Below are 17,373 nucleotides of genomic sequence, written 5' to 3' on the forward strand. Positions count from 1 at the left end.
TAAAATTATACTCTATGTAATTCGTAAAAGCAAGAGATTTTTTTAATGATTTTCATCATTATTTTATGTTCTCTCAAAACTAGATACGACGTTTCCAAACGTTATGCATTTTAAGGATAAGCCCTCGACCGATTAGTATCTGTCAGCTCCACGTGTCACCACGCTTCCACACCAGACCTATCAACCTCATCATCTCTAAGGGGTCTTACTCACTTAACGTGATGGGAAATCTCATCTTGAGGGGGGCTTCATGCTTAGATGCTTTCAGCACTTATCCCGTCCACACGTAGCTACCCAGCTATGCCCCTGGCGGAACAACTGGTACACCAGCGGTGTGTCCATCCCGGTCCTCTCGTACTAAGGACAGCTCCTCTCAAATTTCCTGCGCCCGCGACGGATAGGGACCGAACTGTCTCACGACGTTCTGAACCCAGCTCGCGTACCGCTTTAATGGGCGAACAGCCCAACCCTTGGGACCTACTTCAGCCCCAGGATGCGATGAGCCGACATCGAGGTGCCAAACCTCCCCGTCGATGTGGACTCTTGGGGGAGATAAGCCTGTTATCCCCAGGGTAGCTTTTATCCGTTGAGCGATGGCCCTTCCATGCGGAACCACCGGATCACTAAGCCCGACTTTCGTCCCTGCTCGACTTGTAGGTCTCGCAGTCAAGCTCCCTTGTGCCTTTACACTCTGCGAATGATTTCCAACCATTCTGAGGGAACCTTTGGGCGCCTCCGTTACTGTTTAGGAGGCGACCGCCCCAGTCAAACTGCCCGCCTGACACTGTCTCCGAACCGGATCACGGTTCAAGGTTAGAATTTCAATACAGCCAGGGTAGTATCCCACCGACGCCTCCACCGAAGCTGGCGCTCCGGCTTCTCAGGCTCCTACCTATCCTGTACAAGCTGTACCAAAATCCAATATCAAGCTGCAGTAAAGCTCCATGGGGTCTTTCCGTCCTGTCGCGGGTAACCTGCATCTTCACAGGTACTATAATTTCACCGGGTCTCTCGTTGAGACAGTATCCAAGTCGTTACACCTTTCGTGCGGGTCGGAACTTACCCGACAAGGAATTTCGCTACCTTAGGACCGTTATAGTTACGGCCGCCGTTTACTGGGGCTTCAATTCAGAGCTTCTCCGTAAGGATAACCCCTCCTCTTAACCTTCCAGCACCGGGCAGGTGTCAGCCCCTATACTTCACCTTGCGGTTTCGCAGAGACCTGTGTTTTTGCTAAACAGTCGCTTGGATCTATTCACTGCGGCTCTCTCGGGCGATAAACCCTATCAGAGCACCCCTTCTCCCGAAGTTACGGGGTCATTTTGCCGAGTTCCTTAACGAGAGTTCTCCCGATCATCTTAGGATTCTCTCCTCGCCTACCTGTGTCGGTTTGCGGTACGGGCACCTCTTTCCTCACTAGAGGCTTTTCTTGGCAGTGTAGGATCAGGGACTTCGGTACTAAAATTTCCCTCGCCATCACAGCTCAGCCTTCACGTTGGGCGGATTTGCCTACCCAACAGCCTAACTGCTTAGACGCACTATTCCATCAGTGCGCTCACCCTACCTTACTGCGTCCCCCCATTGTTCAAACGGAAAGGAGGTGGTACAGGAATATCAACCTGTTATCCATCGCCTACGCTTTTCAGCCTCGGCTTAGGCCCCGACTAACCCTGAGCGGACGAGCCTTCCTCAGGAAACCTTAGGCTTTCGATGGACAAGATTCTCACTTGTCTTTCGCTACTCATACCGGCATTCTCACTTCAAAGCGCTCCACCAGTCCTTCCGGTCTGACTTCGCTGCACTTCGAACGCTCCCCTACCCCTGTACCATACGGTACAAGCCATAGCTTCGGTGATACGTTTAGCCCCGTTACATTTTCGGCGCAGAGTCACTCGACCAGTGAGCTATTACGCACTCTTTAAATGGTGGCTGCTTCTAAGCCAACATCCTGGTTGTCTGGGCAACTCCACATCCTTTGCCACTTAACGTATACTTTGGGACCTTAGCTGATGGTCTGGGCTGTTTCCCTTTTGACTACGGATCTTATCACTCGCAGTCTGACTCCCGCGGATAATTCTCTGGCATTCGGAGTTTGACTGAATTCGGTAACCCTGTGGGGGCCCCTAGTCCAATCAGTGCTCTACCTCCAGGAATCTTGCCGCGAGGCTAGCCCTAAAGCTATTTCGGGGAGAACCAGCTATCTCCGTGTTCGATTGGCATTTCACCCCTACCCACACCTCATCCCCGCACTTTTCAACGTGCGTGGGTTCGGGCCTCCATTCAGTGTTACCTGAACTTCACCCTGGACATGGGTAGATCACACGGTTTCGGGTCTACGACCACGTACTATGTCGCCCTATTCAGACTCGCTTTCGCTGCGGCTCCGTCTTATCAACTTAACCTTGCACGGGATCGTAACTCGCCGGTTCATTCTACAAAAGGCACGCCGTCACCCGTTAATGGGCTCCGACTACTTGTAGGCACACGGTTTCAGGATCTATTTCACTCCCCTTCCGGGGTGCTTTTCACCTTTCCCTCACGGTACTGGTTCACTATCGGTCACTAGGGAGTATTTAGCCTTGGGAGATGGTCCTCCCGGATTCCGACGGGGTTTCACGTGTCCCGCCGTACTCAGGATCCACTCAGGAGAGAACGAAGTTTCAGCTACAGGGCTGTTACCTTCTTTGGCTGGCCTTTCCAGACCGCTTCACCTACTTCGTTCCTTTGTAACTCCATGTAGAGTGTCCTACAACCCCAGAGGGCAAGCCCTCTGGTTTGGGCTGTTTCCGTTTCGCTCGCCGCTACTCAGGAAATCGCATTTGCTTTCTCTTCCTCCGGGTACTTAGATGTTTCAGTTCCCCGGGTCTGCCTTCTCATACCCTATGTATTCAGATATGGATACCATCCCATTACGGATGGTGGGTTCCCCCATTCGGAAATCCCCGGATCAATGCTTACTTACAGCTCCCCGAGGCATATCGGTGTTCGTCCCGTCCTTCTTCGGCTCCTAGTGCCAAGGCATCCACCGTGCGCCCTTTCTAGCTTAACCTTATATGATGTTTACACATCAAAGATCTTGCTTGGCGCAGATAAATATCTATCTGCCTTGCATATTGTTTGGATGTCGATATCTAGTTTTCAAAGAACATAGAAAATAACCTTTTCAGAATGAATCATAAAAAGTGTTATTTAGTTGAGAGTTAGTTCTCTCAAAACTGAACAAAAGAAGAATAGGTGTACTTACGAAACAGTCGAAGCTGTTTCATAATCTCCATAGAAAGGAGGTGATCCAGCCGCACCTTCCGATACGGCTACCTTGTTACGACTTCACCCCAATCATCTGTCCCACCTTCGGCGGCTGGCTCCCAAAAGGGTTACCCCACCGACTTCGGGTGTTACAAACTCTCGTGGTGTGACGGGCGGTGTGTACAAGGCCCGGGAACGTATTCACCGCGGCATGCTGATCCGCGATTACTAGCAATTCCGGCTTCATGTAGGCGAGTTGCAGCCTACAATCCGAACTGAGAATGACTTTTTGGGATTGGCTTGGCCTCGCGGCTTCGCAACCCTTTGTATCATCCATTGTAGCACGTGTGTAGCCCAGGTCATAAGGGGCATGATGATTTGACGTCATCCCCACCTTCCTCCGGTTTGTCACCGGCAGTCACCTTAGAGTGCCCAACTGAATGCTGGCAACTAAGGTCAAGGGTTGCGCTCGTTGCGGGACTTAACCCAACATCTCACGACACGAGCTGACGACAACCATGCACCACCTGTCACTTTGTCCCCCGAAGGGGAAAGCTCTATCTCTAGAGTGGTCAAAGGATGTCAAGACCTGGTAAGGTTCTTCGCGTTGCTTCGAATTAAACCACATGCTCCACTGCTTGTGCGGGCCCCCGTCAATTCCTTTGAGTTTCAACCTTGCGGTCGTACTCCCCAGGCGGAGTGCTTAATGTGTTAACTTCAGCACTGAGGGTGGAACCCCCCAACACCTAGCACTCATCGTTTACGGCGTGGACTACCAGGGTATCTAATCCTGTTTGCTCCCCACGCTTTCGCGCCTCAGCGTCAGTTACAGGCCAAAAAGCCGCCTTCGCCACTGGTGTTCCTCCACATCTCTACGCATTTCACCGCTACACGTGGAATTCCACTTTTCTCTCCTGCACTCAAGTCTCCCAGTTTCCAATGACCCTCCACGGTTGAGCCGTGGGCTTTCACATCAGACTTAAGAGACCGCCTGCGCGCGCTTTACGCCCAATAATTCCGGATAACGCTTGCCACCTACGTATTACCGCGGCTGCTGGCACGTAGTTAGCCGTGGCTTTCTGGTTAGGTACCGTCAAGGTACGAGCAGTTACTCTCGTACTTGTTCTTCTCTAACAACAGAGCTTTACGACCCGAAGGCCTTCATCGCTCACGCGGCGTTGCTCGGTCAGGCTTTCGCCCATTGCCGAAGATTCCCTACTGCTGCCTCCCGTAGGAGTCTGGGCCGTGTCTCAGTCCCAGTGTGGCCGATCACCCTCTCAGGTCGGCTACGCATCGTCGCCTTGGTGAGCCGTTACCTCACCAACTAGCTAATGCGCCGCGGGCTCATCTGTAAGTGTCAGCCGAAACCGACTTTCAAAAAGAAGAAATGCTTCTTCTCTTGTTATCCGGTATTAGCCCCGGTTTCCCGGAGTTATCCCCGTCTTACAGGCAGATTACCCACGTGTTACTCACCCGTCCGCCGCTAAATCAGAGGAGCAAGCTCCTCTTCATTCGCTCGACTTGCATGTATTAGGCACGCCGCCAGCGTTCATCCTGAGCCAGGATCAAACTCTCCATAAAAGTGTTTGTCTTGCTCGATTTTAAAACTGACGGAATTAATTTAATTCCTTACCTATTTCTTTTGTTCAGTTTTCAAAGAACTTTTTGTTAGCCGCTCGTTTTGGCGACTTTATTAGGATAACATCTTTCGAATAAGAAGTCAACCTGTTTTTTTATCATGTTTCCCGCCTGCAACAATGTTTCGTCTGTCGCGGCGACAAGATATAATATATCACGGATGGTGTTTTAAGGTCAATAGTTATTTTGAAATTACTTTGTACAAATGAAAAAGAGTTTAGAAAGCTTAAAATCGCTCTCTAAACTCTGATAATGATTACTTATAAAAGACTTAGTTTAAAATAAAGAATTCAATAGCTACCAAAGATGCTATCCCAGGTAGTCCGGCTATTCCAGAAATCAGTGCAGTAAACGCATTGATTGGAATATGAATGTCATACGAATTTCCGATCGCATTAAGTAAGAACAACAATAGTGCGCCAATACAAAAACGTGTAACTCCGAAGCCGATCCAGCGAATTGGCCGCATTGGAGCACCTACAAGCAATAGAACAAAGATGATTGTTCCGAGTATCGCGATTACAGTGATTGGCTCCATCCATGATACCTCCTATACAATATCCATATTATTTATTAGATATTGTATGGGAGTTGTCCAAGAAAAAGACCAGCAGTTATTTTAACCTGCTGGTCGTTACGTTTCTTTTTTTCGCTTCTTTTAATAAGAAGAAGTATTTAGATTCTGCTAATTGAAGTTTGAAGATAACTTCTTCCGATGGCTCGACACTGCGTTCGACCATTTCTTTTTGATGCATCCAGTTTACTTTAAGTTCATCAAGACTTTGAAGCAGCTGTTGGTCTCCGGATCGCTTCAAGCGCCCTTTACGGGAAAAAAACATGCAAGCAACCCCTTTGTTAAATTTCTCTTCTTCCTTCAAGCGCTTTAGAAAGCGTTACTTCATCTGCATATTCCAGGTCTCCGCCTACAGGCAGGCCGTGAGCAATACGAGTAATCTTAATACCCGTTGGTTTTATAAGTCTTGCGATGTACATGGCAGTAGCTTCTCCTTCAATATTCGGATCCGTTGCCATAATAATTTCTTGAATACCTTCGTCTGTTAGCCGTTTTAAAAGTTCAGCAACTTTAATATCCTCTGGCCCCACTCCATCCATAGGAGAGATCGCACCTTGAAGAACGTGGTAGAGACCGCGGTACTCTTTCATTTTTTCCATCGCAATAACATCCTTGGAATCATGAACCACACAGATCGTTGTGCGGTCTCTGCTCGAATCGTCGCAGATCATGCAAGGATCACGGTCAGTAATATGAAAGCAGTTGGAACAATAGATGAGCTGACGTTTCGCGTTCACGAGTGCACGGCCAAAGTCCAGCACGTCATCTTCTTTCATTTCCAATACGAAAAATGCCAGGCGAACCGCCGTTTTCGGTCCGATGCCCGGCAATTTCATAAAGCTTTCAATCAGTTTTGAAATCGGCTCAGGATAATGCATGGGAGATCCCTAGAATAATCCAGGAATGTTTAGCCCTTTAGTGAATTTGCCCATGTCCTGTGAAACCATTTCGTCTACTTTTTTAAGTGCGTCGTTCGTAGCCGCTAACACAAGGTCTTGAAGCATATCAATATCATCCGGGTCTACAACTTCCTCTTTAATTACGATATCCACGATTTCTTTGTGGCCGTTAGCTTTTACAGTTACCATTCCGCCGCCCGCTGTTCCTTCAATTACTTTATCCTTTAGTTCCTCTTGCGCCTTTGCCATATCACGCTGCATTTTTTGCATTTGTTTCATCATATTGTTCATATTGCCTTTCATCATCTTACAATTCCTCCTTATTCGTTCTCTTCTTCTTTTATCTCAATTAAATCATCGCCAACCAATTTGATCGCCTCTGATATGAGAGGGTCTTCTGTTTTTTCTTTCTCTTCAGAAGATGGCTGGCCTTGCTGTTGTTCTTTAATGAAATCAGCTTTTAATTTCTGCCATTCAGGATCCAGTATGGATAGCATGGACAGGTTCTTTCCTATTGTACTATAAACTGCGCTTTCAACATAGCTTCTGTTGTTCTCTTGAGATGCCATCTGACGGTGAATTTCATGCTGAAAAGCGAGCAGGAAGATTTGATCTGAACACGCTACGGGCTCAGCACCCGATAGAAGAGCATAAGCACTTACTTTTTCAGAACGAATCTTATCAAGAATTTCTCCCCACATGCCTTTTAGCTGAACAAGGTTTGGCTTCTTCGCTTTCTTAAGCATTTCTTTGACTTGTGTATGCGATGCTCCACCTTGGCCACGGATCACTCTTTTTTCTCTCGGTGCTTCTGTTTCTGCTGGAGCTGATGACCCGTTCGAGACCCATCCGCTTTCTTTCATTTTCTTCAACTCTTGCTCGAGCTGATCGATTCTTTGCATGAGAGGTTCAACAGAGGTATTACCCGACTCAGGTGATGCGCCTTCTTGTTTTTGATAACAAATCTTGATAAACGTCGTTTCTAAAAAGATTTTAGGATGGTTCGTCCATTTCATCTCTTGTTGTGCGGCGTTTAACTGCCCAATGATAGTATAGATGTTTTCAGTAGCTGTAGCTTCCGCCAATTGCGCAAATGATTCATCTGTAGAAACCCGCTCTAACAGCTCTTCTAGTTGTGGAGCTGTTTTATAAAGGAGCATATCACGGTAATAGTAAATAAGGTCTCCTAAGAAACGAACTGGATCTTTTCCTTCTTGCAAAAGTTCTGTTGATAGCGTCAGCGCTTTTGATACATCTTTTTCTAAAAATGCTTCAGCCATGTCAGACAGGTGTTTTTGTGAAGCTGAACCTGTTACAGATAAAACATCTTCCACCCTAACCACATCATCGCTGTAAGAAATCGCTTGATCGAGCAAACTTAACGCATCACGCATGCCGCCTTCTGCAGCCCGGGCAAGTAATTGCAGCGCTTCTTCTTCAACTTCTGTGCCGTTAGCATCTACGATTTGTCTCATGCGTCCGATAATGGACTGTGAGGAAATGCGTTTGAAATCAAATCGCTGACAGCGTGATACGATCGTTGCTGGAATCTTGTGCGGCTCAGTGGTTGCCAGAATGAAAATAACGTGGCTCGGCGGTTCTTCCAGCGTTTTTAATAAAGCGTTAAATGCTCCAGTTGAAAGCATATGTACTTCATCGATGATGTAGACTTTGTACGTGACAGATGACGGAGCAAACTTTACTTTGTCCCGGATATCACGAATGTCATCTACCCCTGTATTAGAGGCAGCATCGATCTCCAGAACATCAGAAATCGTTCCGTTCGTTATCCCTCGGCAAGCATCACATTCATTACATGGCTCCGATATCGGGGCACGCTCACAGTTAACTGCTTTAGCTATAATTTTTGCCGCACTTGTTTTTCCCGTTCCTCGTGGGCCTGAAAACAGGTAGGCATGGGAAAGCTTGTCCTGCATCAGGGCATTTTGGATCGTTTTCGTTATATGTTCTTGCCCGACCATATCTTCAAAGCTCTGTGGCCTCCATACGCGGTAGAGCGCTTGATAACTCATCCCTTTGCCTCCCTTTTAACACTATATTCTTTCTTTATTATACTGAAACATTACAAAAAACTCACCCCTGAGACAAGGGTGAGTTGATGTTTTATATATAAGAATGCCGCGCACCTCTCTTTGGAATAGTCAACCTATGCGTACAAACGCAGTTAGCTCAGTCCAGGTTGCCCCACGGCACACGAAGTGGTCCACTTACTGCTGCTTCCTTCCGGACCTGACAGGGTTCATGGGTCTCCGTTGCGCAGGACCCGGACATCAACACCACTTACGTCCGTCAGACCATACGTTGAACTAGCCGAGGAGAGGAATTCAACCTCGCTACAGCGGATTGCGAGTACAGGGCACCGCTACCTCCCCATCTAGCGCGACAAAGTGTATAACATTGTTAGATGCACAATCGAATGTGCAAGAATTAGTATACTATGCCTATAAAAAAAAATCAACCGTACAAGCTCTAAAGCTCCTTCTTTCTCTCTTCCTTTTCCTTCCTTTTTCTGTCACGAAGGTTTTTAAAAAAACTTGAAAGAATCTGACCGCACTCCTCCTCTTTAACACCCGAGGTCACTTCACATTGATGATTAAAGCGATGTTCTTGCAAAAGGTTCATCAACGTCCCTGCGCATCCTCCTTTAGGATCAGCCGCTCCATAAACAACTCGGCTTACCCTTGAGAGAACGATGGCTCCTGAGCACATCGCACAAGGTTCAAGTGTTACGTAAAGTGTTGTTCCTTCTAGTCTCCAGGCATCCGTTTCCTTGCAAGCTTGATCGATCGCTAACAGCTCCGCATGCGCAATCGCTCTTTGTTCCGTTTCACGCAGGTTATGAGCTCTTGCCAATATATGATCATCTTTTACTAGAATAGCGCCGATTGGAACTTCTCCGATATCCGCTGCTTTTTCCGCTTCCTTTAAAGCAAGCTCCATATAATATTCGTCTTTTTCTAAGATCTCCATAAATTCGCTCCAAAGTTTTAGTTGTAAGAGATTATACAAGAGGTTTTGCTAATAATAAAGAAAGGAATGATTTTTATAAAAGGCTGTTTTGGGAATCAATGTTGATTTTGAAAGTGGTTGATCTCCGTTTCAGGTGCTTCGCTTTCCGCGGGGCAGGCGGTGAGCCACATTCGATCGTTTCACTTTTAAGTGTCTCACCTGCCCGCCTGTCCCGCAGGACAAGGAAGGCTTCGGCAGCGACACATCGCACGAAGAAAATTTGAGTTTAATTTTCGAGGAGTCTCACACCTTACACTACAACCAACTTATCTGTGAAGAGGGAAAAATATTAAAGCAACATTCTTTATATAAAATTACTTAGAAAAGAAACTAAAAGAAAGTGAGGGATATGTTTTGGCACATCAACAGAATAGTGAGACGAAAATTCCTGTCGCTTTGCTTATTATTGACGTGATTAATGACTTTAATTTTCCTGAAGCGCCGCTTTTGTTAAAAACTTCTGAGCCGATAGCCGATAAGATTGTTGATTTAAAGAAACGGTCAAAAGAAGCAGGCATACCTATCATCTATGTGAATGACAATTTTGGACAGTGGCAGTCAGACAAGCAAAGACTTGTGGAATACTGTTCGGCACAAGCTGGAGGGGAGTTTGTGACAGCATTACAGCCGGACGAAGACGATTATTTTGTTATTAAACCGAAGCACTCTGGATTTTTTTCGACACCTTTATCAACTTTATTAAATGAGCTGGGTATACAAACGCTGATCCTATGCGGCGTAGCAGGCAACATCTGTGTCCTTTTTACCGCTAATGACGCTTATATGCGAGGCTTCACTCTTCATGTACCGTCTGACTGCTCAGCCTCTAATATAGAAGAGGATAACGAAAGAGCATTGCTGCTTATGGAAAAGACGTTAAACGCCGATATCGCTGCAAGTGGTGAGTTAGATCTTCAGGCAATCATAGAACAGGCTGAGAATGATAAACCAAAAACAATGTATTAAGCTGTTTTATTGAAGTTTTTAACCGATAATCTATCCACCTTTTCCAAACGTATGCTACAATATTCTTTGTCTGTAATTTTTCGTTTGTTATTCGAAAGGGAGGAAAAGGAAGATGAGTTCAACCCCCTTTATCGCAGTTGAAGGGCCGATTGGCGTAGGGAAAACATCACTGGCAAAAGCCATTGCAGAGCACTATAACTTTCAATTATTAAAAGAAATTGTAGAGGAAAATCCTTTTCTCGGAAAATTTTACGACAACATTGATGAGTGGAGTTTTCAAACCGAGATGTTTTTTCTTTGCAACAGGTATAAACAGCTTGAAGAGATTAATGGTCAATACCTTTCAAAGCAGATACCTGTCGTTTCTGATTATCATATTTTCAAGAACCGTATTTTTGCTGGTCGTACGTTAAAAGACGGTCATCTTCACAAATATATGCAGTGTTTTGATATCTTAACAGAAGATATGCCTGTACCAAATATGATCATATACTTAAATGCGAGTCTAGATACACTTTTAGACCGTGTTCGTAAGCGCGGACGATTTGTTGAGCAAAACATGGAGCCAGCTTATTTAGAACAACTTGCAGCTGATTATGATACATTTATGTCTGCCTTTAAGAAAGAGCACCCTGAGATTCCGGTGCTGACCTTCAGTGGAGACGAATTAGATTTTGTTGCGTATGAAACGGATAAAGAGAAAATCTTTTCCTTAATCGATGCAACTTTGAAAAAAGGAGAAGTTGCGCGATGAACAAACTAATTCAATACGGCATTCCAAATGATGCTGTCATTACAGTAGCAGGGATGGTCGGAGCAGGTAAATCGACCTTTACAAATGCACTAGCTGAAAAATTAAAGTTTCGTACATCCATGGAAAAAGTCGATAACAACCCATACTTAGAAAACTTTTATCATGATTTTAAACGCTGGAGTTTTCACCTGCAGATCTTCTTTTTAGCTGAGCGATTTAAAGAGCAAAAAAGAATGTTCGATTATGGCGGAGGATTCGTGCAAGACCGTTCCATTTATGAAGATACAGGGATCTTTGCACGTATGCACTTTGATAAAGGGAATATGTCAGAAGTGGATTATGAAACATATACTCACCTTTTTGAAGCGATGGTCATGACACCGTACTTTCCACAGCCGGATTGTTTGATCTATTTAGAAGGTTCTCTTGATGATATTCTAGCTCGTATTCAAAAACGCGGCCGCAAGATGGAGCAAGAAACACCTGTTTCTTATTGGGAAGAAATGTACGATCGCTATGAAAAGTGGATTACGTCCTTCAATTCTTGTCCTGTGCTGCGCGTAAACATCAACGACTACGACCTAAGAGAAAATCCTGAATCGATTGATCATATCGTAGAAAAGATTGCACAAAAAATCGAAGCGAAACGAGAAGTTCGCATATAAACATAAAAACCCCGGAACTCAACTCTATGAGTCCGGGGTTTTGTTTTATCTATTTCTTCATCCATTCGGGTTTTCCGAAGCCTTTGAACTCCTTATCAATTACTTCTTCAAACTCTTTGGATTCAACCACTTCTTTAATATCTTTTGCAAAGGTTGATTCTACGTCTTTTGTGTTTACAACAACACGGTTACGGTACGTATCTGGCATATTTTCTAATTGAATGGCATCAAGCAAGTCCATTTTGGCAGCAAGAGCAAAGTTACCAGGAACTGCTGCAACATCCGCACTTTGTACAGCACGTGGAAGCTGGGCTGCTTCTAATGGTTTAAATACTAAGTTCTTTGGATTATCTTGAACATCTTTTTCAGATGCAGTCAGTTGATTAATACCTTCTTTGATCGTAATCAGCTTTGCATCTTCAAGCATGATCAAGGTACGCGCTAAGTTAACAGGATCGTTCGGAATGGCTAACGTACTGCCTTCTTTAATCTCATCAACAGATTTAAACTTATCGGAATATAGTCCCATCGGTGCTGTTGGAACTATGATTACTTCTGAAAGCTTTAAGTTCTTTTCTTTAGCGAAATTCTCCATATAGACTTTGTGCTGAAAAAGGTTAGCGTCCAGATCTCCTTTAGAAAGTGCCATGTTCGGCTGAATGTAATCACTGAATTCGATCACTTTAACTTTATATCCTTTTTTCTCAAGGGAGGGCTTGATCGCTTTGTTGACCATGTCTGTATATGGTCCCGCTGTTGCTCCAAGTGTCACTTCCTTGTCTTTAGATGCATCTGATGATGACGAGCAGCCAGCTAAACCAAAAGCTAGCAGTGCAGTTAGTAGTGTAAGTATGATTTTTTTCATGTTGATCCCCTTTTAAAAATTGTTTTTGAAAATCCTAGATGCTCTTGTATGTTGTTGGTTTCCGTTCCATATGCTCGCTTTCCACGGGGCGTACGGTGAGCCTCCTGTCGCTTTGCGCCATTAGGAGTCTCCACCTGACCGCTCGTCCCGTAGGAGTCTCGCATCTTCCACTTCAACCAACTTATCGATGGTGTATCGTTAAAACCGATTAAAGATAAGCCTTTATCGCCTCTTACCTTTAGTGAAAAAAATTATCTCTTATTCACAGCCTTCGCTGCGCCGTCTCCGATGACTTGCATGAGCTGGACGATGACGATTAGTAAAACGACAGTTGTGAGCATGATCGTGTTGTCGTAGCGATAGTAACCAAAGCGGATTGCGAAGTCTCCGATCCCTCCGCCGCCGACGATACCGGCCATGGCTGAATAGCCAAGTAAGCTGATTGCGGTGACCGTTATCGCCTGAACAATTCCTGGCTTCGCTTCTGGAAGGAGAACTTCCCGAATGATCATCCATGGCGTTGCACCCACTGCAACTGCCGCTTCGATCACTCCTTTATCGATTTCTCGTAAAGAAGTTTCTACGAGCCTTGCAAAGAACGGAATGGCTGCAACTGATAAAGAGACAGATGCTGCTGTTGGTCCAATCGTTGTTCCGGTGATTAATTGTGTTAATGGTAATAAAGCAACTAATAAAATAATGAATGGTACAGAGCGGATCAAGTTCACAAGTATACCCGCTATCTGCTTGATCCACACGTTCTCAAACAACAAACCTTTGTCAGTAACAAACAGGATAATTCCAAGGGGTAATCCCACAATTAATGAAACACCTAGTGATATGGCGACCATATACAACGTTTCAAAAAATGCCTTATTTAAATCTGGCAGAATGTTAAATATTGAATCAAGCAACGTTCTTCACCACCTCAAGATTTTCTATACGGCTTTCAATATACGTAATCGCTCGTTTTACCTCTGTCTCATCACCAATTAGTTCCATAATAAAGATTCCGAGCGGCGTTTCCTGGATATATTCAATCTTTCCGTGAAGGATATTTCCTTTTACTTTAAAGTTTTGGAAAAGCTCAGAAACAACGGCTTCTTCTGCGATCGCTCCCTTAAATTGAATCTTTATCACGGTACCTTTTCTATTCTTCAGTAATGGTTCTGGCAAATCCATCTGTATAACGGAACTGATAAATGTTTTCGTTAATTCTTTTTCGGGATTTGCAAAAATGTTATAAACATCACCTGACTCAATGATCTCCCCATCCTGCATGACAGCCATACGGTGGCAAATCTCCTTTACGACTTCCATCTCATGTGTGATGAGTACAATCGTAATTCCTAACTTTTTATTAATTGATTTTAAAAGTGAAAGGATGGACTTTGTAGTATTCGGATCAAGAGCAGATGTAGCTTCATCACAAAGTAATACCTTCGGGTCATTGGCGAGAGCTCTCGCGATACCGACTCGCTGCTTCTGCCCGCCACTCAACTGAGAAGGATATTGATCTTTTTGATTTTCTAATCCGACCATCTTCAACAGCTCTTGTGTTTTGCGATTGATCTCATCTTTTGTTTTTCCTGCCGCTTTTAAAGCAAACGCGATATTTTCAAAAACGGTTTTTGCGCTGATCAGATAAAAGTGCTGAAAGATCATGCCGATCTTAAGCCGCTCTTCCCGAAGCTCCTTTTTCCCTAACGCGGTTATCGATACTCCGTCGATGAGTATGTCCCCTGATGTTGGTTTTTCCAATAAATTCAGGCAGCGAAGAAGTGAACTTTTTCCGGCACCGCTGTAACCGACAATCCCAAAGATCTCCCCTTTGTCTATTGATAGCGATACATTCTTCACGCCAACGATTTCTTTTCCTTTTGCTTTATATATTTTGGTTACCTCTCTAACCTCGATCATCTGTCTTCCCCCTCAACATATAAAAAAGCCCTCTTCATTCTATGGAAGAGGGCGAATAAGCAATCATCGACTTATCTTCCAGAATGAACCTATCATTCTGCAGGAAGTGGCACCGTTCCATCATGGAGGTTGCCGGACGTCATAGGGCCTGATCCCTCGGTCTCTCTTAATAAGCATTTCATATTGAATTAAGTATAGTTGTCATCATACTCCCTGTCTAAAAGTTCTGTCAATACTAAATTTTATCACTTTAAAGTGTTAGCGCTTACATTGCAGTTGTGTAAAGGAAGCTTTTTTAATGGCTGTTTTCGTATTCATTGATGTTTTTGAAAGTGGTTGATCTATGTTCCAGGTGCTTCGCTTTCCGCAGGGCAGGCGGTGAGCCACATTCGTACGTTTCACTCTTAAGTGTCTCACCTGTCTAGTTGCAGTGGCAAGCCACTCGAGGTCAAAAGCTAAATGGTCTACAAGGTAAAGTGCGCCTTGCTAGCCCCTTCACCTTTTGCTTGTCGGGGCTGAACGAGCCACTTCCACTTTTCGGACTGCCCGCCTGTCCCGCAGGACAAGGAAGGCTACGGCAGCGACACATCGCACGAAGAAAATTTGAAGTTCAATTTTCGAGGAGTCTCTCACCTTCCACTTCAACCAACTTGTCATAGAAGCGAATGAAAAAAGATTGAAAAGCATCAATTCTTTATTTAACAGCCATTTAAACTAAAATCAAATCTGATAAAAACTTATTGAGTCAAAAATTATAGAATTGAGTCTTGCTGCAAAAGTCGACACTCCTTCATCAAAAAACACAACAAAAAAACCACCTGATGTAAGATCAAGTGGTTTGAATATGTATATGGAGGAGGTAGAGGGATTCGAACCCCCGCGGGTCGTTAAACCCCTGTCGGTTTTCAAGACCGATCCCTTCAGCCGGACTTGGGTATACCTCCGTGTGACTGACAAGAACTATATTAACATGAGGACGAATATAGTGTCAACGCTTTTCGAGAAAAAAATTCAAAAAAAGAGAGGGGATTTCCCTCTCTTCATTTTACTTAATTACTTCCTTATTACCCATGTAAGGACGAAGCACTTCTGGAATCACAACCGTGCCGTCTTCTTGCTGGTAGTTTTCCAAGATTGCAGCGACTGTGCGTCCGATTGCTAACCCAGATCCGTTAAGTGTGTGAACGAATTCCGGCTTCCCTTTTGCATCTCTGCGGAAACGAATTTGAGCACGGCGCGCTTGGAAATCTTCAAAGTTAGAACAAGAAGAAATCTCGCGGTACTCGCTGTAGCTCGGCAGGTATACTTCGATATCGTATTTTTTAGCAGCTGTGAATCCTAGGTCAGCTGTACACATGCTGAGTACACGGTACGGCAGGTTAAGAAGCTGCAGTACTTTTTCAGCGTGTCCTGTAAGCTTTTCAAGCTCGTCATAAGAATCTTCTGGTTTAACGAAGCGAACAAGCTCTACTTTATTGAACTGATGCTGACGAATTAAACCGCGCGTGTCGCGTCCTGCAGAACCTGCTTCAGAACGGAAACATGCGCTGTACGCTGCATATGTGATCGGCAGTTCTTCAGCTGTTAAAATCTCTTCACGGTGCATGTTCGTTACAGGAACTTCAGAAGTTGGAATTAAGAAATAGTCTTCTTCGCGAATTTTAAACGCGTCTTCTTCAAACTTTGGCAGCTGTCCTGTACCTGTCATGCTTTGACGATTTACCATGTACGGAGGAAGAACCTCTGTATAACCGTGTTCGTCTTCGTGAAGGTCCATCATAAAGTTAATTAAGGCACGCTCTAATCGTGCTCCAAGACCTTTGTAGAAAGCGAAGCGGCTGCCAGTCACTTTCGCTCCGCGTTCAAAATCAACGATGTTTAAATCCGTTGCGATATCCCAGTGTGCTTTTGCTTCAAATGCAAACTCAGGTACTTCACCCCAGTGACGAACTGGAACGTTATCATCCTCTGTCTCACCAACAGGAACACTTTCATGCGGCAGGTTAGGAAGCGTCAGCATGATACCGTGAAGGTCTTCTTCTACTTGACGCAGTTCATCGTCCATCGTTTTAATCTTGTCGCCTACTTCACGCATCTCTGTAATTAGGTGATCAGCGTCCTTTTTCTCACGCTTAAATTCCGCTACCTGCTTAGAAACTTCATTACGTTTAGATTTTAGAGCTTCCGTTTCACCGATCAACTCACGGCGGCGCTGGTCTAGTGCCTCAAACTGATCCAATCCAGAAAGATCTTCACCACGAGTAGATAACTTTTCTTTTACTTCTTCAAAATTAGCACGAACAAATTTTAAATCTAACATTTGTTTTTCCTCCTTTAGTTTATAAAAATCAAAAGCTGTTTTCGGAAACTTTGTTGTTCTGGAAAGTAGTTGAATTCCGCTACAGGTTGCTCGCTTTCCGCAGGGCGTGCGGTGAGCCTCCTGCCACTTTGCGCCTTTAGGAGTCTCACCTGTCCCGCTGATCCTGCAGGAGTCTCGCACCTTTCACTCCAATCAACTTGCAATGAAGATAATGAACAAATATCCAAAAGCAACCATCTTTAGAAAAGAGCCAAACCAAAAAACTCCCGCCCGCTATTTCTAATATCAATTAGAAATAGGGACGAGAGTTAACCCGCGTTGCCACCCTAGTTGCAATGAACGAATGCCCATTGCCGGCTCAATTACATGTAACGGTTCTTCACCGGAAAAGCTTACTGAGAGTTCAGCTCTTCACTCGAGGATGGATTCACAAAACGCTTTGATCGGTTTTCACCAGCCACCGACTCTCTAGACAAAGTCATTTTTGCTACTAGTT

16 protein-coding genes, 1 tRNA gene, 2 rRNA genes, 1 other RNA gene, 1 riboswitch and 1 other annotated feature (1 of these 22 cut by a window edge) are annotated in these 17,373 nt (G+C 44.7%); of the genes, 3 read left to right on the forward strand and 17 right to left on the reverse strand.

Translation table 11 applies throughout. The features are described 5' to 3' along the window. Positions 1–112 precede the first annotated feature (112 nt). The 9 genes from QUF49_RS00405 to tadA form a co-directional block, all read right to left on the reverse strand. A 23S ribosomal RNA gene (locus QUF49_RS00405) occupies positions 113–3,049 on the reverse strand. Positions 3,050–3,277: 228 nt separating this feature from the next. Further along, positions 3,278–4,827 (reverse strand): 16S ribosomal RNA (locus QUF49_RS00410). Together the 16S and 23S rRNA genes form the textbook arrangement of a ribosomal RNA operon. 328 nt (positions 4,828–5,155) lie before the next feature. Next, positions 5,156–5,422 carry a pro-sigmaK processing inhibitor BofA family protein gene (locus QUF49_RS00415; protein WP_066242582.1) on the reverse strand — a complete coding sequence of 89 codons (267 nt, stop codon included), beginning with the start codon at positions 5,420–5,422 and terminating at the stop codon, positions 5,156–5,158. A 76-nt stretch (positions 5,423–5,498) separates the two neighbouring features. Continuing rightward, positions 5,499–5,723 carry a YaaL family protein gene (locus tag QUF49_RS00420; RefSeq protein ID WP_289493775.1) on the reverse strand — a complete coding sequence of 75 codons (225 nt, stop codon included), beginning with the start codon at positions 5,721–5,723 and terminating at the stop codon, positions 5,499–5,501. Positions 5,724–5,739: 16 nt separating this feature from the next. Beyond that, positions 5,740–6,336, reverse strand: a complete 597-nt coding sequence (gene recR, locus QUF49_RS00425; protein ID WP_289493777.1) for a recombination mediator RecR — start codon at positions 6,334–6,336, stop codon at positions 5,740–5,742. 9 nt (positions 6,337–6,345) lie between these two features. Beyond that, positions 6,346–6,663, reverse strand: coding sequence for a YbaB/EbfC family nucleoid-associated protein (locus QUF49_RS00430; RefSeq protein WP_289493778.1), 318 nt, complete (start codon positions 6,661–6,663; stop codon positions 6,346–6,348). A 14-nt stretch (positions 6,664–6,677) separates the two neighbouring features. Then, on the reverse strand, positions 6,678–8,390 hold the full coding sequence (gene dnaX / locus QUF49_RS00435) for a DNA polymerase III subunit gamma/tau (protein ID WP_289493779.1): 1,713 nt from the start codon (positions 8,388–8,390) through the stop codon (positions 6,678–6,680). 106 nt (positions 8,391–8,496) lie between these two features. Next, an RNA gene (ffs, locus tag QUF49_RS00440) (signal recognition particle sRNA large type) lies at positions 8,497–8,761 on the reverse strand. Positions 8,762–8,847: 86 nt separating this feature from the next. Next, positions 8,848–9,348: a tRNA adenosine(34) deaminase TadA gene (gene tadA, locus QUF49_RS00445; RefSeq protein ID WP_289493781.1), complete on the reverse strand. Its 501-nt coding sequence runs from the start codon at positions 9,346–9,348 to the stop codon at positions 8,848–8,850. Between the two features lie 393 nt (positions 9,349–9,741). Between tadA and QUF49_RS00450 the strand changes: the two genes are divergently transcribed. The 3 genes from QUF49_RS00450 to QUF49_RS00460 all read left to right on the forward strand — a co-directional run bounded on the left by QUF49_RS00450 (position 9,742) and on the right by QUF49_RS00460 (position 11,772). After that, positions 9,742–10,353: a cysteine hydrolase family protein gene (locus tag QUF49_RS00450; protein WP_289493783.1), complete on the forward strand. Its 612-nt coding sequence runs from the start codon at positions 9,742–9,744 to the stop codon at positions 10,351–10,353. 112 nt (positions 10,354–10,465) lie between these two features. Beyond that, entirely contained in the window at positions 10,466–11,107 is a 642-nt protein-coding gene (locus QUF49_RS00455) for a deoxynucleoside kinase (protein WP_289493785.1), read from the forward strand. Then, on the forward strand, positions 11,104–11,772 hold the full coding sequence (locus QUF49_RS00460; protein WP_289493787.1) for a deoxynucleoside kinase: 669 nt from the start codon (positions 11,104–11,106) through the stop codon (positions 11,770–11,772). The genes QUF49_RS00455 and QUF49_RS00460 overlap by 4 nt, the downstream gene beginning before the upstream one ends. Positions 11,773–11,821: 49 nt before the next feature. On the opposite strand, the gene QUF49_RS00465 is transcribed toward QUF49_RS00460, so the two are convergent. From QUF49_RS00465 to serS, 8 genes are all read right to left on the reverse strand, one after another. Next, on the reverse strand, positions 11,822–12,637 hold the full coding sequence (locus QUF49_RS00465) for a MetQ/NlpA family ABC transporter substrate-binding protein (RefSeq protein WP_289493789.1): 816 nt from the start codon (positions 12,635–12,637) through the stop codon (positions 11,822–11,824). Continuing rightward, a complete protein-coding gene (locus QUF49_RS00470) occupies positions 12,634–12,801 on the reverse strand; it encodes a hypothetical protein (RefSeq protein WP_289493791.1) in 168 nt (55 codons plus the stop codon). The genes QUF49_RS00465 and QUF49_RS00470 overlap by 4 nt, the downstream gene beginning before the upstream one ends. Before the next feature lie 87 nt (positions 12,802–12,888). Continuing rightward, positions 12,889–13,551, reverse strand: coding sequence for a methionine ABC transporter permease (locus tag QUF49_RS00475; RefSeq protein ID WP_289493793.1), 663 nt, complete (start codon positions 13,549–13,551; stop codon positions 12,889–12,891). Next, complete coding sequence (locus QUF49_RS00480) at positions 13,544–14,557, reverse strand: methionine ABC transporter ATP-binding protein (protein ID WP_289493794.1); 1,014 nt, start codon at positions 14,555–14,557, stop codon at positions 13,544–13,546. The genes QUF49_RS00475 and QUF49_RS00480 overlap by 8 nt, the downstream gene beginning before the upstream one ends. Positions 14,558–14,625: 68 nt before the next feature. Beyond that, a riboswitch (SAM riboswitch) is annotated at positions 14,626–14,733 on the reverse strand. A gap of 82 nt (positions 14,734–14,815) precedes the next feature. Continuing rightward, positions 14,816–14,974 (reverse strand): hypothetical protein, encoded by a 159-nt coding sequence (locus tag QUF49_RS00485; RefSeq protein WP_289493795.1) that lies wholly within the window; start codon positions 14,972–14,974, stop codon positions 14,816–14,818. 78 nt (positions 14,975–15,052) lie between these two features. Further along, complete coding sequence (locus QUF49_RS00490; RefSeq protein WP_289493797.1) at positions 15,053–15,190, reverse strand: hypothetical protein; 138 nt, start codon at positions 15,188–15,190, stop codon at positions 15,053–15,055. Between the two features lie 218 nt (positions 15,191–15,408). Further along, positions 15,409–15,501 (reverse strand) — tRNA-Ser (locus tag QUF49_RS00495). Positions 15,502–15,602: 101 nt separating this feature from the next. Next, positions 15,603–16,877 carry a serine--tRNA ligase gene (gene serS / locus QUF49_RS00500; protein ID WP_289497547.1) on the reverse strand — a complete coding sequence of 425 codons (1,275 nt, stop codon included), beginning with the start codon at positions 16,875–16,877 and terminating at the stop codon, positions 15,603–15,605. A gap of 294 nt (positions 16,878–17,171) precedes the next feature. Then, positions 17,172–17,373: a binding site (T-box leader), on the reverse strand; it runs 17 nt beyond the window's last position.

The organism is Fictibacillus sp. b24, assembly GCF_030348825.1.
In the GTDB taxonomy this organism is placed as follows: Bacteria; Bacillota; Bacilli; order Bacillales; family Fictibacillaceae; genus Fictibacillus.